Genomic DNA, 16,574 nt, shown 5'->3' on the forward strand with positions numbered 1-16,574 from the left:
CCGAATTAAGCAGTGAAAACAAAAAGACTATTTCTGCATATCATCAAATATATTTAAATTTGTAGTTGCGTTGTGTATTGATTTTCTTATAGATATTTACATTGCGCACGTAATAAAGTTATGCTGTTATTTTCACATTGAACATTGCTCGTTGCCTTCAGGATATCACTTAGTGTTGTGTGCAAAACTTTTGCACAAGTTTCAACTTAATATCAGCTGAATTGACTCTTTGTTCATTAATTAAATTATTTGAAATGAAAACTCCCAGATCGGTAGTAAAAGCTCACGATATCAGTCAGCTCAGGTTTCGCGATACGCCGTTCGTGAAGCTTATGAACAAACGCATTTACAACATCCTAATGGTTGCATCTAGATACGACATGTTTATACTTGAGGACGATGGACGTGTGGATGAGCAGATATTCAACGAGTACACATCCCTTAATCTGCGTTATCCACCCCGCTTTAATCAGGTAAGTAACAGCAGAGAGGCACTGGCTGAACTAAAACAGAATCACTATGAGCTGATTATCTGCATGCCTAACATGGACAACAGTGATACATTTGAACTTGCAAAACAGATAAAATCACGTTATCCCGAAATACCGATTGTGCTTCTCACCCCTTTTTCCAAAGCGGTGACCCAATCGTTGCGTAAGGAGGATCTGAGCGGGATAGATTATGTTTTTAGCTGGTTGGGTGACACTGACCTTTTGCTGGCAATCATAAAGATTATTGAGGACTATATGAATGTTGAGCACGATGTGAAGACAGTGGGAGTGCAAACAATAATGCTGGTTGAAGACTCAGTCCGTTTCTACTCCTCGGTACTTCCGTTGCTATATAAGTTTGTTCTTTACGAATCGAAAGAGTTCTCAAAGGAGGCGCTAAACGATCACCTGCGAATGCTTAGAATGCGTGGGCGCCCAAAAATACTACTTGCACGAAACTACGAAGAGGCGGTATCTTACTACAAGAAATATGGTGACAATATGCTGGGTGTTATTACCGATATGAGTTTCAGCGTGGGGGGAGAGAAAGACAGGTTGGGAGGTAAACGCCTGGCTGAGTGGATCAGAACAAAAGATAGTTATATTCCAATTATCTACACATCTTCCGAATCGGAAAACATTAAATATGCTTGTGAAGCAGATGCGGTGTTTATCGATAAAAACTCCAAAACTTTTCCGCAGGATCTCCGCAAGGCTATCAAAGAGAACCTGGGTTTCGGAGATTTTATTATTACATCTCCAAACAAAAAAGAGGAGATTTTCCGCATCAAGAATCTTAAGGAGTTGCAGATGAATATCCGTAATATTCCTGATGATGCCCTCTATTATCACCTTTCACGTAATCATTTCTCACGCTTTTTCTATTCACGTGCCATGTTCCCGGTGGCAGAGATGCTGAAAAAAATTGATGTTTCCGAGTATGCGAGCATGGATGATGCACGCGAACTAATTTACGCCACAATTGTGCAGTACCGACTGATGAAAAATACAGGTGTAGTGGCTGTGTTCGAGAAAGACCGATTCGACCAATACTCAAATTTTGCCCGTATTGGCGAGGGGTCGCTGGGAGGGAAAGGAAGGGGGCTTGCATTTATTGGATATATGGTGAAAACGCATATGGAGCTGAATAAAAATCCCAACTTTCCCGTTACAACACCTAAAACGGTGGTACTGTGTACCGATATTTTCGATGAATTTATAGAAGCTAACAATCTCTACATAGTGGCACTTTCTGACAGGAAAGATGAGGATATCCTGAAGCATTTTCTTGCTGCCAAGCTGCCTAAAAGGCTGGTTAGCGACTTTTTTGTTTTTTTGGAAGCTATCGAAGGACCAATTGCCATCCGTTCATCGAGTATGCTGGAAGATTCACAATATCAGCCTTTTGCCGGAATATACTCTACATATATGATTCCTTATGTGAAAGACAAATATGAGATGGTACGCCTTCTTAGCAACGCAATCAAAGCAGTTTATGCATCGGTTTTTTATAAAGATAGCAAAGCTTATATGGCTGCCACGCAGAATCTGATTGATCAGGAGAAGATGGCGATAGTTCTTCAGGAGATGGCTGGTTCACAGTATGGTAAGTTGTTTTATCCTGCTATATCGGGCGTTGCGCGTTCAATTAACTACTATCCTATTGGAAACGAATCTACTGAGGATGGTATTGTTGATATGGCTTTGGGATTGGGAAAGTATATTATCGACGGGAATCTCGGACTTCGTTTCTCACCACTGCATGCATCCGGGATTCTGCAACTGAGCACTCTCGATCTGGCGCTAAGGGATACACAAACAAGGTTTTACGCTCTCGATCTCGATTCGGTATCAAAAGATTTTACAGTTGATGATGGGTTCAATCTATTGAGCATTAGGCTTAAAGAGGCTGAAAAAGATGGGCCGCTCAGATATGTCGCCTCTACATACGATCCTCAAGATCAGGTTATTCGTGATGGTTTCTATGAGGGAGGGCGCAAGATTGTATCTTTCGCAAATATCCTTCAGCATGGTATGTTCCCGTTGTCAGAGATCCTCGACAAGCTGTTGAAGGTAGGGCAAAAAGAGATGGGACGGCCTGTGGAGATAGAGTTTGCCGTGGATATAAGAGATCATAAGTTTGCTACATTTTATGTACTGCAAATTCGGCCGATTGTCGACAACAGAGAGGTGGTGTATGAAGATCTGGAAAATATAAATGTAAAAGATTCAGTGTTAATGTCAAAAAATGCACTTGGAAATGGAATATCAAACGATGTATTCGATGTGGTATATGTGAAGACTGAGTCTTTCTCTGCATCCAAAAATCCTCAGATAGCCCGTGAAATTGAGTCCCTGAACAGCATGTTTGCAGAAACCGGGACAAATTATGTGCTTGTCGGCCCGGGTAGATGGGGCTCTTCCGATCCTTGGTTGGGTATCCCGGTTAAATGGCCCCATATATGTCAGGCACGCTTGATAGTGGAGTCGGGTATGGAGAATTACCGCATAGAACCGAGTCAGGGCACACATTTCTTCCAGAACCTTACATCTTTCGGTGTGGGATACTTTACAGTGAATCCATTCTTGGAAAATGACGGTTACTTCGATGAAATGTTTTTGAATCAACAGCCTGCTATTCACGAAACCGAATATATACGTCATGTGCAATTTGAGAAACCTCTTGTCATCAAGATCAATGGAAAAAAAAGGATCGGAGTGGTCATGAAACCAGTTCTATGACATTTTTAATCATTAAAAACACACTGTTTACCTGGTAAAGCAACCCTTTACCGGGATATTTTTTATTTGTTTTTTTTAAAGGAACTGTTCCGGTTAAATAGTTTATTATTATTAATAATGATTAAATAAATCGTATTGATGCAGCGTTTGAGATTTCCATTCGTCTATTGCAATGTATACTTGAGATTTCATATCATACTATTAGAGTTTTTAATCAAAACAAAAAGTCCATAAAACTGTTTAGTAGATAGTTAATACGTCACCGCATTAATATAGCCCTCATGTGAAGAGTAAATCAATCAATCCTGCCCAAAGCCCTGATTATCATAAGTCAATGCTCGATCGATACGCCGAAGTTGCATTTGTGTTAACACTCTTATCAGTTCGATTATCATAAAGCAATGTGTTTCTGATGCAGGTGAGTTTAACTACAAAATAATTAATCATATGAAAAAAATTTTCCTGACGCTGTTGTTTCTTGTTCATGTTTTCGGAATATATACACAGAACAGTCAAACTGTTAATAATAAGCACTATGTAAAAGATTGGATACGGGTTGCCGAATTCGAAAAGAAGTCGCTTCCCCAATCAGCGGCGAAAGTGGTGGATGAGATATTGAGTAAGGCAATTGAAGAAGAAAATAGCCCCCAGGCTATTAAAGCAGTGATACATCTGGGAAAATATGATCTGGCGGTTGATGCACAAAATGATTCACTTATATTCCGCAATTTGCGACAAATGCTCCTCAAAAGTAATGATATGGTGGAGCGCGCCGTATTGCACTCTATGTTGGGAGAACTCTATTTGCAATATTATCGGAAAGACTCGTGGAATATTAATCAAAGGACTGGATTGGGGGACTTTGTACCGACCGATATAAAGGAGTGGACACGTAATATTTTCTATGATAAGGTAATAGAGCATCTGAATGCTTCTATTGCTCCAGAGGGGGAACTGATAAATGCAAAAGTTGAATCCTATACTGACGTAGTAGAGCTGGGAAATGATTCGAGACGGTTTTTCCCTTCGTTGTACGATTTTCTGGCTCGTCGAGCTATTGAGTTTTTTGGGCAGGTTGATACCGGTGAGGACTTGAGTTATACTCTGGCAAAACGGAATATCACACAGGAGTCTCTCTTCTCTCCAGTTGAGGATTTTGTAAAACTGCCATTCAATCCCGAACTCAGAGAGTACAATCTCTGGGCTTTGGAAAGTTATAGAAAGCTACTGGGTTCACTGAAACAACGAAGCATGGACGAGTCTCTTCTACTGACGGAGTTAGAAATGTTTGATTACCTGAGAAAACTCTCCTCAGCCCACACTTCTGCGGCAAGGCCCGCGCTGGAGAATCTCCTGGAAAAATGGGAAGGGAACGATATTAGTGTTGAGGTCATCGACAAGCTTTCCCAGCTTTATCAGCAAGAGATAGATTTGATGGATCCAGCAGATTCTATCCAGGCAAAAGAGAAGACCGGGGAGCTGTATGAATTGCTGAAAAATACAATTTCCATTTTTCCAAAGTATGAACGTATTTCCATACTTGAAAACAGGTTGTCGCAACTTACACAGCCGTTTTTCACAATCTCAGGAGCGAGTACTTTTCCTATAGAGGGAGAAAAAAGGCTGAAAGTTGACTTTCGGAACATCCGCTCACTAACAGCAAAACTCTATAGAATCCATTCACCCCTTGATGTGCTGACAGAGAGGTCAAAAATCAGAAGCCAAATAGCAGACAAACGTGAGTTTTTAAGAGAATTCAGTATATGTATCCCCGAAACGGTTGAATATTGGAAAGGGGAAACATCGTTCGTGCTGAACGCCGGAGCCCCCGGAACCTATATGTTGACTTTCAGTACTTCACCAGAAACAGATTATAGCGGAGAATCGGAATATTATTTCGCAGTTTCCGATCTGGCGATTTTTGCCCGTGAAGCATCCGATAACAGGTATGAGTTTTTTGTTGTGGACAGAACCACCGGTACACCAGTACCCAGAGCAAAAATAAATATTTATAAGCTGCCAGGTAACTGGAGTAATTCGCAGCTTGCTCTTGATCAGTCCATTACTTCCAACAATTTGGGACTGGCAGTGTATGATAAAAAGATTCCGAACAACGATGTATTTTATCACGCTGTTTTAAAAAATGACAACGGCTCGATGTTGAGTCCGCTGCCTTTGGATTATTATGATTTTTCCGACCTAAAAAGTGAACCGCGGAAAACGACAAGTATCTTTACCGATCGCAGTTTGTACAGGCCCGGACAAACCGTTTTCTTTAAGGCAATACAGGTTCGTACAGGTATTAAGGAGCAGTCCGTTATAGCAGGGGAGACTATCGAACTTGTGCTGAGAGATTCCAATTACAGAGAGATCTCCAAGCAGACCCTTACAACCAATGAGTTTGGCTCTGTGGCGGGTGAGTTTGTATTGCCTCACGGCATTCTTTCTGGAAATTTTGCGATCACCTCTCAAAACGGGACAGTTAATTTTCAGGTTGAAGAGTATAAACGTCCTACTTTTGGGGTATCTTTCGATAAGATAGAGGGAACCTATCAATTTGGTGAAGAGATCACGCTCAAAGGAAAGGCGGAAAACTTTTCCGGGATAAAACTGCAAAATGCTACGGTAACCTACCGAATCACTAGACAACACACTTATTGGTGGAGATGGGCCAGCTTGCCTGAATATTTCACTGCCGGTAGTGCAACTACAGGTGATGATGGGAGATTCGCCATTACATTCACGCCCCGGAAACCTGATGGCGAAAAGGGTCGCAAACGTATTTACACGTTTAATGTGGAAGCAACTGTAACCGATAGCAATGGAGAGACACAAGCAGGTGTATATAGTGTTACTGTAGGAGATATATCGATGTTGTTGCATATCGACATGAATGACCGATGGGAGAGAAACAACCCTGAAGAACCTCTGTTCTCTGCGAAAAACCTGGATGGACAGGAAATTATGGCATCAGGTGTTTATTCGTTGTACACAGTTTCTGAAAACGATTCCATTGCAGATAAAGTGTTGATGGGTACTTTTGTGACCGGAAAACAGGAAACGTTGAAAAAACAGCTTGCCCTGCTCTCTTCTGGTAAATATCGGTTGAAACTGCTTACTGAAGATGAACGGAATAACCCGGTTGAAACGGAAAAAGACTTTATACTTTTTTCATATAGAGATAAGCGGCCCCCTGTGAAAACCAACGATTGGCTGATCGAAAAAAACAAAACATTCGCCGATGGAGAGCCGGCTGAAGTGATACTTGGTGCTTCCGATTATGTAAATGTGCTGTATGAGCTATGGCATGATGAAACAGTGTTGGAAAGAAAATGGATTAAGCTGAACAATGAAACCCGGTTGTTTTCTTTGCCTTATAAACCGGAGTACAAAGAGGGAGTAGAGCTGATGCTTACCTACGTAAAAAACGAGCAGTTTCATGCGCATCGTGTAGCGCTAACTCCGAAAAAAGAGGTTAGGGAACTGGTGGTTAAGTTAGATGTGTTTCGCGACAGAATCCGCCCCGGATCGGGGGAGGAGTGGCGTCTGTCAGTATTAGATGCTGTTGGAAAACCTGTTGTAGCTGAGGTCCTTGCATCAATGTATGACGTGTCGCTCGATAAAATATATCCTAACCAGGGATGGGGGGACCACTATTTTTCGCTCCTTTCACAAGGCTATAGCCCAAAGTATCAGGGAGACCTCTCTTTTAACCCCGGGTTTGGCAGTGGCTATTTTAGCCGACCGTTCAAAGAGGTTATCTCTTTCCAGTTCGATCGTTTTAACTGGTATGGATACTCGTTGTTGTATTCAGGCAGGGTAATGTTTCGGAGTGCCAAGGCGGGAGGTATACAGACTGAGAATTATGAAGCATCTTCAGAACAGGTTATGGTAAACGAAGATATGGTTGTACGTGAGAGTGCTTTGAAGGGTGTGGACGTGGAGAATGAGAGAGATAGTGCCCGTCGTTCCCCGTATGCGCCACAATCCCCTATAATGGCAGAAGATACCAGCATGGATGTTGTACCTCAGATCCGTCGTAATTTTAATGAAACCGCTTTTTTTTATCCGCAGCTAAGAACCAACGATAAGGGAGAGACACAAATTGCTTTCACCGTACCCGGGAGCAATACCCGTTGGCGTTTTCGTGTGTTGGCTCACGATAAGAAACTGAATAGCGGGAAGGCGGAAGCTTATACTGTCTCGCAAAAAGAGCTTATGGTGACGCCTAATATGCCCCGGTTTCTGCGTCAGGGCGACAGGGTAAGTATCTCTGCAAAGATTTCCAACCTGTCGGAGCATGACATTGATGGAATGGTGAAGATAGAACTTTTTGACCCATTAACGGAACAACTCTTTTCCGGTATTTCGGTTTCAAATGCCTCCCAGTCGTTCCAGCTTTCAAGTGGCTCTTCTTCCGATGCTTCGTGGATTTTTGATGTGCCGTATGATCACGACGTGATAGGTATCCGCATTATCGCACAAGCTGAAGATTTCTCGGATGGAGAACAACATGCCCTTGCGGTGCTTCCCAATCGGATGTTGGTGACCGAGAGTATGCGAATGGATGTGAATGGTAACGAGACAAAATCATTTTTCATGGAGCGGTTGACGAAAGAGATATCTGCAACCGCGCAAAGTTACCGCCTCTCTCTCGAGTTTGCGTCTAATCCTGCGTGGTACGCTGTTCAGGCGCTCCCCGTGTTGAGTAACCCTGGAAGTGACAATGCAGTTTCGTGGTTTTCTTCTTATTATGCTAATACCCTGGGCGCTCATATAGGAAAGTTATATCCTAAAGTGACGGCTATGGTTTCAGCCTGGAAGATGGAGGGTGGGACCAAGGAGACTTTCCTTTCAAACCTTGAAAAAAATCAGGAGTTGAAAAATGTATTGCTTGAGGAAACTCCCTGGGTGATGAAAGCAAAGAATGAATCGGAGCAGAAGGAAAAGTTATGGTTGTTGTTCGACCTTAACCGGAGTATGAACCTTACAAGCTCTGCGTTGGATAAATTACGGGAACTGCAAACCAACCAGGGTGGCTGGAGCTGGTTCAAGGGTTTCAGTCCGAGTGTAAGCATCACGCAATATATCCTGTATGGTTTTCAGCAACTCAGGAAGCTTAATGCTGTGGAGTTTACGCCAGATATCCTTGTAATGCAGTCGAAAGCAATCGAATTTATAGATGAAGAAGCCAGACGCCGTTTTGAATCAGTTAAAAAATACCATAAAGATTGGCGAAAGATGAAAACTATCTCGGTAACAGATCTTGAATACCTCTATGTACGTTCGGAATACAGCGACTTTATTATGGACTCTGAGGTGCGTAAGATGACCGATTTCTATCTCTCAGTGATACAAAAAAACCGGACCTCCTATAGCTTATACGAGCAGTCTCTTATCGCTCTGCTGATGAAGCGTGAGAATAATTTTAGCATTTTAGCGGAGATACTGGACTCCTTAAGGGAACATGCAACCGTATCAGAGGAAGAGGGAATGTACTGGGCTAATAATCGCGGTCATGTGTTTATGTCGCAATCAGCCATTTCGGCCCATACCTTTATCATGGAGGCATTTCGTGCTGGAGGTGCATCAGAAACAGAGATGGATAAGATGAAGCGATGGTTGCTCAAGCAAAAACAGACACAGATATGGGAAACTACTAACGCTACTGCCGATGCTGTATATGCTTTGCTTAGTACGGGGAGCGACTGGATCTCTTCACAGGGAGAAACTGTTGTAACTATTGGCAAGCGGCGTGTTAAGCCGGATAGCAGTGAGTTTGGAACTGGATATTTCAGTCAATCCTGGAGTATCTCAGAGATAAATCCCGAAATGGGAAAAGTAACAGTCGAGCATAAGGGTAATGCCCCTGCCTGGGGAGCACTATACTGGCAGTACTATGAAGATATGGATAAGATTACCAAAACAGACGCCTCTCTTGATGTTGAAAAACTCCTTTTTGTAGAACAGTCAGGGCCGTCGGGAGCGGAACTGGTTCGTATCACGAAAGAGACTCCACTGAATGTTGGTGATAAAGTTGTTGTGCGTATCACTGTCAGGACGGACCGCGACATGGAATTTGTAAATCTGAAGGATATGCGTGCAGCCGCTTTTGAACCTGCCAATCAGGTCTCCGGTATGAGTTGGCAAAACGGGATACCCTACTATCAAACCAGTAAAGATGCTTCTTCCAATTTTTATTTCAACTTATTGCCGCGTGGTACCTGGTTGTTTGAATATGCGGTTTATATAAACCGTACCGGCAGCTATTCCAGCGGCATCACTACAATTCAAAGCATGTATGCACCTGAATTTATCTCTCATACCGGGGGAAGCCGAATAATTGTTAAATAGTAAACAAGGGTTAAACTATTTTGTTATTATCGTGTCTGAAAAAATTATTGGAAACGAAAAGAAATATTCAAATGAAAAAGTTGAGTTTAATATTCGTATTTACCGTTCTGATTAGCGGAGCAGTCTTTTCACAGTCGAAGGCTGATATGGAATTTAAGAAGACTGAGCATAATTTTGGTACTATCAAAGAGGAGATAGGTGCAGTAACCACTCAATTTGAGTTTACCAACAAAGGTAATAGCCCCCTTGTCATACATAGGGTGACAACATCATGCGGGTGCACTACGCCCGGATATACACGAGAGCCGGTTTTGCCCGGTAAAAAAGGAGTAATTTCCGCGCAGTATTCCACAGTACGTCGTCCTGGCACATTTAACAAGACTATAACCGTTTATACAAATGTACCCGACACAGTTTACATACTCACAATCAAGGGTAATGTGACTCCAAAAAGATAAAATAGACTTTCTGATTGTCTATACAAGCCGAATGAATTATCTTTGTATAAAGAGTTCATCCGGTTTTTTCAATTTTTGATAAAGCAACAATGGAACACCCCGAAAACGACCCCAAATATAGCGGACTTATGGTAAATAAAGGTATCTCTCGACCACCAAGTGTAAATCCTTATATGAAGAAACCATTGAGGAGCAGCACGCTTTCGGTCACTGAATACGTGGATGGCATCTTGTCTGGTGACAGAGTGATACTGAGCAGGGCTGTAACACTTGTGGAGAGTTCACGCCCGGAACATCAGGATATGGCACAGGCTATTATCGAGAAATGCCTGTCATATGCCGGGAATTCTATCCGTGTGGGCATCACAGGTGTTCCCGGAGCTGGGAAAAGCACATCCATCGATGCTTTCGGGATACATCTACTTAAGAACGGGCATAAACTGGCAGTGCTTGCCATTGATCCTTCAAGTGAACGTTCGAAAGGGAGTATTCTAGGAGACAAAACCAGGATGGAAAAGCTCTCCCGCGAGCATGATGCCTTTATACGCCCCTCTCCCTCGGCTGGATCTCTGGGGGGCGTAGCACGCAAAACAAGGGAGTCGATTATCCTTTGTGAAGCAGCCGGATTCGATTACCTTTTTGTGGAGACTGTGGGAGTAGGCCAGTCGGAGACTGCAGTCCATTCCATGGTAGATTTTTTTCTGCTGATTCAGTTAGCCGGCACAGGTGATGAGCTGCAGGGTATTAAACGGGGAATTATGGAGATGGCTGATGGTATTGTAATAAATAAAGCCGATGGAGATAATATCGATAAGGCAAAGATGGCACAGCGGCAACTGAAAAACGCACTGCATCTCTACCCGGTTCCTGAATCGGGATGGATACCCGAAGTGCTTACCTATTCGGGATTTTATGATATTGGGATAGATGAGGTTTGGGATATGGTGCACCGGTATGTTGATTTTGTGAAGCTGAACGGATATTTCGACCGCAAAAGAAAGGAGCAGGCTAAGTTCTGGATGTTTGAAAGCATTAACGAGCAGCTAAGAAACGGTTTCTATCGTGATCCGGAGATTGCAAAATTGTTATCTGACCTTGAAAAAGAGGTGCTTTGCGACCGTAAAAGCTCATTTGTGGCAGCCAAGGAGGCGCTTGACAGGTATTATCAGCGGAAAAAATAAAAAAATTTCACTGATTATGTACAACGGTACAACTTTTTTACTTAATTTTGCAACACCATACAAGAAGGCGCACTCTTCTAACGGTTAGGAAAATTGTTTCTCAGGCAATGAATAGCGGTTCGATTCCGCTGTGCGCTACTTTCGAAACTTAATACCATCATACGTTTGTTCTAATTATAACTTTCATACATCCATACATCTAACTTTTTTAGTTGTTCTTTACAGCTTTTTTCTGTAGGTCTCTCCGGAAAATAAATTATTCTTAAAGGTAAACTCACCATAAGCTCAACATGCCTTATAATAAACTATGCATATCTCTAAATAATGAGCGAATCATCAAATAATCCTTACTAAATTATATTTGTTACTTAGTAATTGTTAGAGACCTTTGTATTCATTAAAAGAGCTGTTCATTCTTTAAAATTAGGAATTAGTGTTATAATGTATTATTTTTACCGCGAATTTGAATAATTTGAAATATAATATTAAGGAAAAATGAAATATCGTTGTTTTGTTTTAACGGTGTCGTTGTTAGCATTTGTGTACATCGACACATTTGCGAGAAAAAATGAACCCTCTTTCGCCGTTATTGTTGATCAGGAGGTGATGGATAACTGTAAGAGTGCTTTAGAAAAGTATGCTGCTTCAGTAGAAGCAGATGGACTTAAAACACATATTATTGTTGACAGATGGAATATCCCTGATTCCATCAGAACGGTATTGTATACTCTATATAAGACTGATGGTTTAGAGGGAGCTGTATTTATAGGAAATATTCCTGTACCCATGATCAGAGACGGGCAGCATCTGACAACTGCATTTAAGATGAATCAGCAACGTCCTTGGGAGTACTCTTCAGTCCCTTCTGACAGATTCTATGATGATTTTAATTTGAAGTTCGATTACCTCAAAAGAGATTCGGTTAACCATTTGTATTACTATTACAGTTTGTCATCCGAAGGAGCTCAATCGGTGAATAGCAACATCTACAGCGCACGGATTAAACCACCCAAATACAAGGGTAAAACACGCTTTGAGCTTATTGATGCCTATCTGGAGAAGGTGGTAAGAGAGAAAGAATCAGTACGGGAGATTAGCCGTATCACTTATTTTGCTGGACAAGGATACAACTCCAATAGCATGGTAGCACGGGCTGATGAAAGAATTTCGTTAATAGACCAATTTCCCGTATTGGCCCAAGGAAAAGGCCATCTCAACTATATCGATCATACATTCGATGAATCGGTTAAATGGCGCCTTATGGCAGAGCTCTCAAGAGAGGATCTTGATCTGGCTATTCTGCATCATCATGGTGCCGAGGATACGCAGTATCTGAATGCCAGCCCGTATGCAAGCATGGCGGACCGATGGCTGGATATGGCGCGTAAGTTTTTCCGGGGAAAGATCCGGAGTGCAAGGGATACAATTGCCTCCAAACAGTACTATATTGAGAACTACAATGTGCCGGAATCATGGGTGGCTGACGCATTCGATCCTGAAAGGATGAAACAGGACAGCCTGATCGACGCCGCAATGGATATTCATATTGCAGATCTTGAAGGTTTTACACCAGGAGCCCGCTTTATTATGCTGGATGCATGCTTCAATGGATCCTTTCATCTGGAAGATTATATCAGTGGTCATTACATATTCAATCCGGGACATACTGTAGTGGTCAAAGCTAATTCGGTAAATACCCTGCAGGATATCTGGTCCAACCAGTTGATCGGTTTGTTGGAGCTTGGTGTGAGTGTGGGAAACTGGGCTAAGGAACAGTTCACTCTTGAATCACACCTGATTGGTGATCCCACCTTCCGGTATGTAAGTAGCCGGAAAAAGGGGCATGACTTCAACTATGCCATTGCACACCGGAGAGATGAAGTCCGCTTTTGGAAGAAAATGGCAAAGGAGGAGCATCCAGAAATCAAAGCACTCTCCATGAAAATCCTTTTCCAAAAGGGTGTAATGAACCCTGATCAATTGTATGTGATACAGACCAGCGATGCTCGTCCTACCGTAAGACTGATGGCTTATCAACTCATACAGCAAAGAGGTAGTGATATGATAGTTCCCTCCATCAAAGCCGGATTGTATGACAATTATGAACTTTTACGCCGTTTTGCTGGAATCGATGCTTCCAAGAATCAATCGCCTGCTCTTCTTGATGATATCATGCTGTTGCGGGTTTCTCCAGGCATCACCAAGCGAGTTGATTTTCAGATCAGGCGAGCTGCCGAGCTATATCCCGTAGAAGCAGCACTAGTTGCCTATGACAAGCAGCTGGAAGGTAGGCGTGGTGTCTGGTATGAACAGAAGAGGGAGGAGAAAGCCAACTTGGAGAGAGTTCTTGCTGGAAACGAGAAGAATATGATGGAACTGCTCGATCCAAAGGTGGAGCAACGTAGCAAGCGATTTAACATCACTGCTCTGCGAAACTCCAACCAAACAGCTTATCTTGATTCACTTTTCCAGTTTATGAAGGAATCAGATGATCAAAGCCTTAGACTACTGTTGGCCGAAGCATTTGGCTGGTATACCCGTTCCTGGAAAAAGTGCGAGATTGTCGATTTTTGTAAAAGACAGGCTTCGGTTGAGACAGACGAAGTTGTTAAAAATGAACTGTTGCGTACCGTAAAACGCTTGACGGACTAATTATGTAACCTGATTTTTCTATTAAGGAGCATACAGTATGATAAAAAATCTTATACTTAATCCAATTATATCACCAAGGAGACTGCTTTTGTCCATCCTTTCCATATTGGGGCTGTTTATCCTTGGTGCGGAACAACTCTCCGCGCAAGAACTCCTCTCTTCCGTGAGAGGAAGGGTGGTAGAGCAGAATGATCCCTCTGTGCCGGTTGAATTTGCCACGGTGCAGGTGCTCCCGCAAGGGTCAGCCACCACCACCAACAACAAAGGTGAGTTTTTCTTCGATCGTCTCTCGCCGGGGCGGATCAACCTGAAGATCGAATTTCTGGGGATGGAACCGATCGATACCGCTTTTACCCTTGGTGCCGGAAAGCATCTGGAGATCTCCTTTCAGATGCAGGAGAGCACCTTCCGGTTGACAGAGATCACCGTGGTGGCACAGGAGAGCAAGGCCGGCAGAGCCACGGCCTCCCTTGTCTCCCGCCAGGCGATGGATCACCTGCAGACCAGCTCGCTGAGCGATATCATGCAGTTACTACCCGGTGGTATCACTTCTTATGAAAGTGGTCTCTCATCGGCCAAGACCTTCAATATCCGCAGCCTGGGAGCCAACCCGCTCAACCAGGGGATACCGGTACCGGCCGATGCTGCCAATATGAACAGCATGGGGACCGCCATCGTGATCGACGGTGCTCCCCTGTCGAACAATGCCAACCTGCAGACGCTCTCACCGGCCATCAGCGGTGGTGGCGGTTCTATAGGAGGTGGTTCATCACCCAACTCGGGTCTCGACATCCGCTCCATCTCAACCGATAACATTGAGTCGGTGGAGGTGATCCGCGGCATCCCCTCGGTTGAACATGGCGACCTCACCTCCGGTGCGGTGATCATCAAATCGAAAGCGGGCAGGGAACCACTCACCATCCGTCTGAAGACAGACCCCAGCATCTACCAGGCCTCTGTGAGCAAGGGCGTGAGCCTGGGTAAAGAGAGGGGAAACCTGAATGTAAGCGGTGATTACGCCTACAGCATAAAGGATGCCAAGGAGTCGTATGCCTATTATCAGCGCGCAACGGCTCGGGCAATGTATTCCAATCGTTTCAACAAACTATCCAGCAACACCTCCTTCGATTTCTCGCTGGGCAAAGATACACGGGAGAGAAACCCCGATGATGAACGCAGTCAGCTCGAAACGGGTGCACGCGACATTGGCCTGCGGTTCAACACCAACGGCACCTGGAACATCCGCAAGGGATGGCTGAGCAACGTGAAGTATACGCTTTCGGGTAGTTACCGCGACAAGCACTCCTTTCAGAAGAAGCTGCTGAGCAATGCTTTTGCCGCCTATTCCATGTCAAATACCGACGGAGCCGTACTGAGCAACCGCCCCGGTCAGAAGGTGTATGACAACGAGGGACGTGAACTGACCAATATCCCCGCCGGTGAGGCCAGCCTGATCGCCACCTATCTTCCTAATGAGTACTTCAGCCGGTACGATATCTACGGCAAGGAGGTAAATCTCTTCGCCAACCTGAATGCCTCCTTTTCAAAGACGTTGGGAGCGGTGAACAACCGGATCCTGCTGGGTACCAACTTCAGAAGCGACGGCAACCTGGGCGACGGGAAGGTGTATGATCCCTATAACCCTCCGAATCGCAGCCAGAGCGCGGAGAACTCGTCGCCGCGCCCCAGAAAGTATTCTTCCATTCCGTTTATCAACCAGTTGTCGCTCTATGGAGAGGAGAACCTCACATGGAGCATGGGTGAGAGGGAGTTGCTGGCACAGGCAGGTCTCCGCTACGACCTGGTAAACAGCAAGAGCATCGTCACCCCCCGCACCAATCTCTCGTTCGATATCTTGCCCCGCAAGCTGTGGCTGAGGGGTGGCTTCGGGGTGACAGCCAAAGCACCGACAACACTCTATCTCTACCCGGAGAATGCTTACTTCGACCTGGTTCACTTCAACAGCCTCAACTCCTCGTCGGTGCCGGAAAATGAGCAGCTCTTCCTTGCCTCTACAAAGGTCTTCGACACTCGGAACAGGGAGCTGAAGATGGCTGCCAACCAGAAGACGGAAATCGGGCTTGACCTGATGGTAAACAGGATGCGTTTTTCCGTGACGGCCTACAACGAGCAGCTCAAGAACGGATACAACCTGGCTACCACCATCGATTCCTACCATTTGCTGAACTACATCATTTACGAGGAGGCCGTACAGAACCCCGGCACAATACCCACCCTGCGGGAGAAGGAACGACACAATATCTTCGTCTCCCATGCTACCCCCACCAACGACGGACGGTCGCACAACAGGGGGGTAGAGTTCGATTTTGACTTCGGCAGGATCCATGCCATCCGCACCTCCTTCGTGCTGAACGGGGCCTATATGCGTTCCACCGACTGGAGCGACGGCCACAGCTTCAGCGATAAGAAGAACCTGAACGAACTGGAACGGAACATCGGGATCTATGAGAAGGGGAAAGAGAAATATGAGCGGGAACGTTTCACCACCACCCTGCGAGCCACCCACAACATTCCCTCCATCGGGTTTGTGCTAACCACCACCGCGCAGGTGAGCTGGCTGAACAAGTACTGGACCAGTTACGGCAACGACACCACATTTGTATCCTATATATCCCGTGAGGATGGATCGGTGAAGCCTTTCGATGACTCCAGGAGAGATGATCCCGAGTTTGCCT

Annotated in this window: 6 protein-coding genes; all 6 read left to right on the plus strand. The window is 44.4% G+C overall.

What is annotated here, in order from left to right:
* Positions 1-254 precede the first annotated feature (254 nt).
* Positions 255-3,233 carry a PEP/pyruvate-binding domain-containing protein gene (locus B3B27_RS11760; RefSeq protein ID WP_238867736.1) on the plus strand — a complete coding sequence of 993 codons (2,979 nt, stop codon included), beginning with the start codon at positions 255-257 and terminating at the stop codon, positions 3,231-3,233.
* 447 nt (positions 3,234-3,680) lie between these two features.
* Positions 3,681-9,587 (plus strand): alpha-2-macroglobulin family protein, encoded by a 5,907-nt coding sequence (locus B3B27_RS11765; RefSeq protein WP_286847512.1) that lies wholly within the window; start codon positions 3,681-3,683, stop codon positions 9,585-9,587.
* 71 nt (positions 9,588-9,658) lie between these two features.
* Positions 9,659-10,045: a DUF1573 domain-containing protein gene (locus B3B27_RS11770; RefSeq protein WP_238867734.1), complete on the plus strand. Its 387-nt coding sequence runs from the start codon at positions 9,659-9,661 to the stop codon at positions 10,043-10,045.
* An 89-nt stretch (positions 10,046-10,134) separates the two neighbouring features.
* Positions 10,135-11,226: a methylmalonyl Co-A mutase-associated GTPase MeaB gene (meaB, locus tag B3B27_RS11775; protein ID WP_286847514.1), complete on the plus strand. Its 1,092-nt coding sequence runs from the start codon at positions 10,135-10,137 to the stop codon at positions 11,224-11,226.
* Between the two features lie 495 nt (positions 11,227-11,721).
* Entirely contained in the window at positions 11,722-13,878 is a 2,157-nt protein-coding gene (locus B3B27_RS11780; protein ID WP_286847515.1) for a hypothetical protein, read from the plus strand.
* Between the two features lie 37 nt (positions 13,879-13,915).
* The coding region (locus B3B27_RS11785; protein WP_286847517.1) for a TonB-dependent receptor at positions 13,916-16,574 on the plus strand (2,659 nt) is incomplete at its 3' end.

The sequence above is a fragment of the Proteiniphilum sp. UBA5463 genome (genome assembly GCF_002427225.1).
Taxonomy (GTDB): Bacteria; Bacteroidota; Bacteroidia; order Bacteroidales; family Dysgonomonadaceae; genus Proteiniphilum; species Proteiniphilum propionicum.

Bases quoted from the DNA above. Each gene is read 5' to 3' on its own strand.
- B3B27_RS11770 (WP_238867734.1), top strand. From the start codon at position 9,659: ATGAAAAAGTTGAGTTTAATATTCGTATTTACCGTTCTGATTAGCGGA.
- B3B27_RS11780 (WP_286847515.1), top strand. From the start codon at position 11,722: ATGAAATATCGTTGTTTTGTTTTAACGGTGTCGTTGTTAGCATTTGTG.
- meaB (WP_286847514.1), top strand. From the start codon at position 10,135: ATGGAACACCCCGAAAACGACCCCAAATATAGCGGACTTATGGTAAAT.
- B3B27_RS11765 (WP_286847512.1), top strand. From the start codon at position 3,681: ATGAAAAAAATTTTCCTGACGCTGTTGTTTCTTGTTCATGTTTTCGGA.
- B3B27_RS11760 (WP_238867736.1), top strand. From the start codon at position 255: ATGAAAACTCCCAGATCGGTAGTAAAAGCTCACGATATCAGTCAGCTC.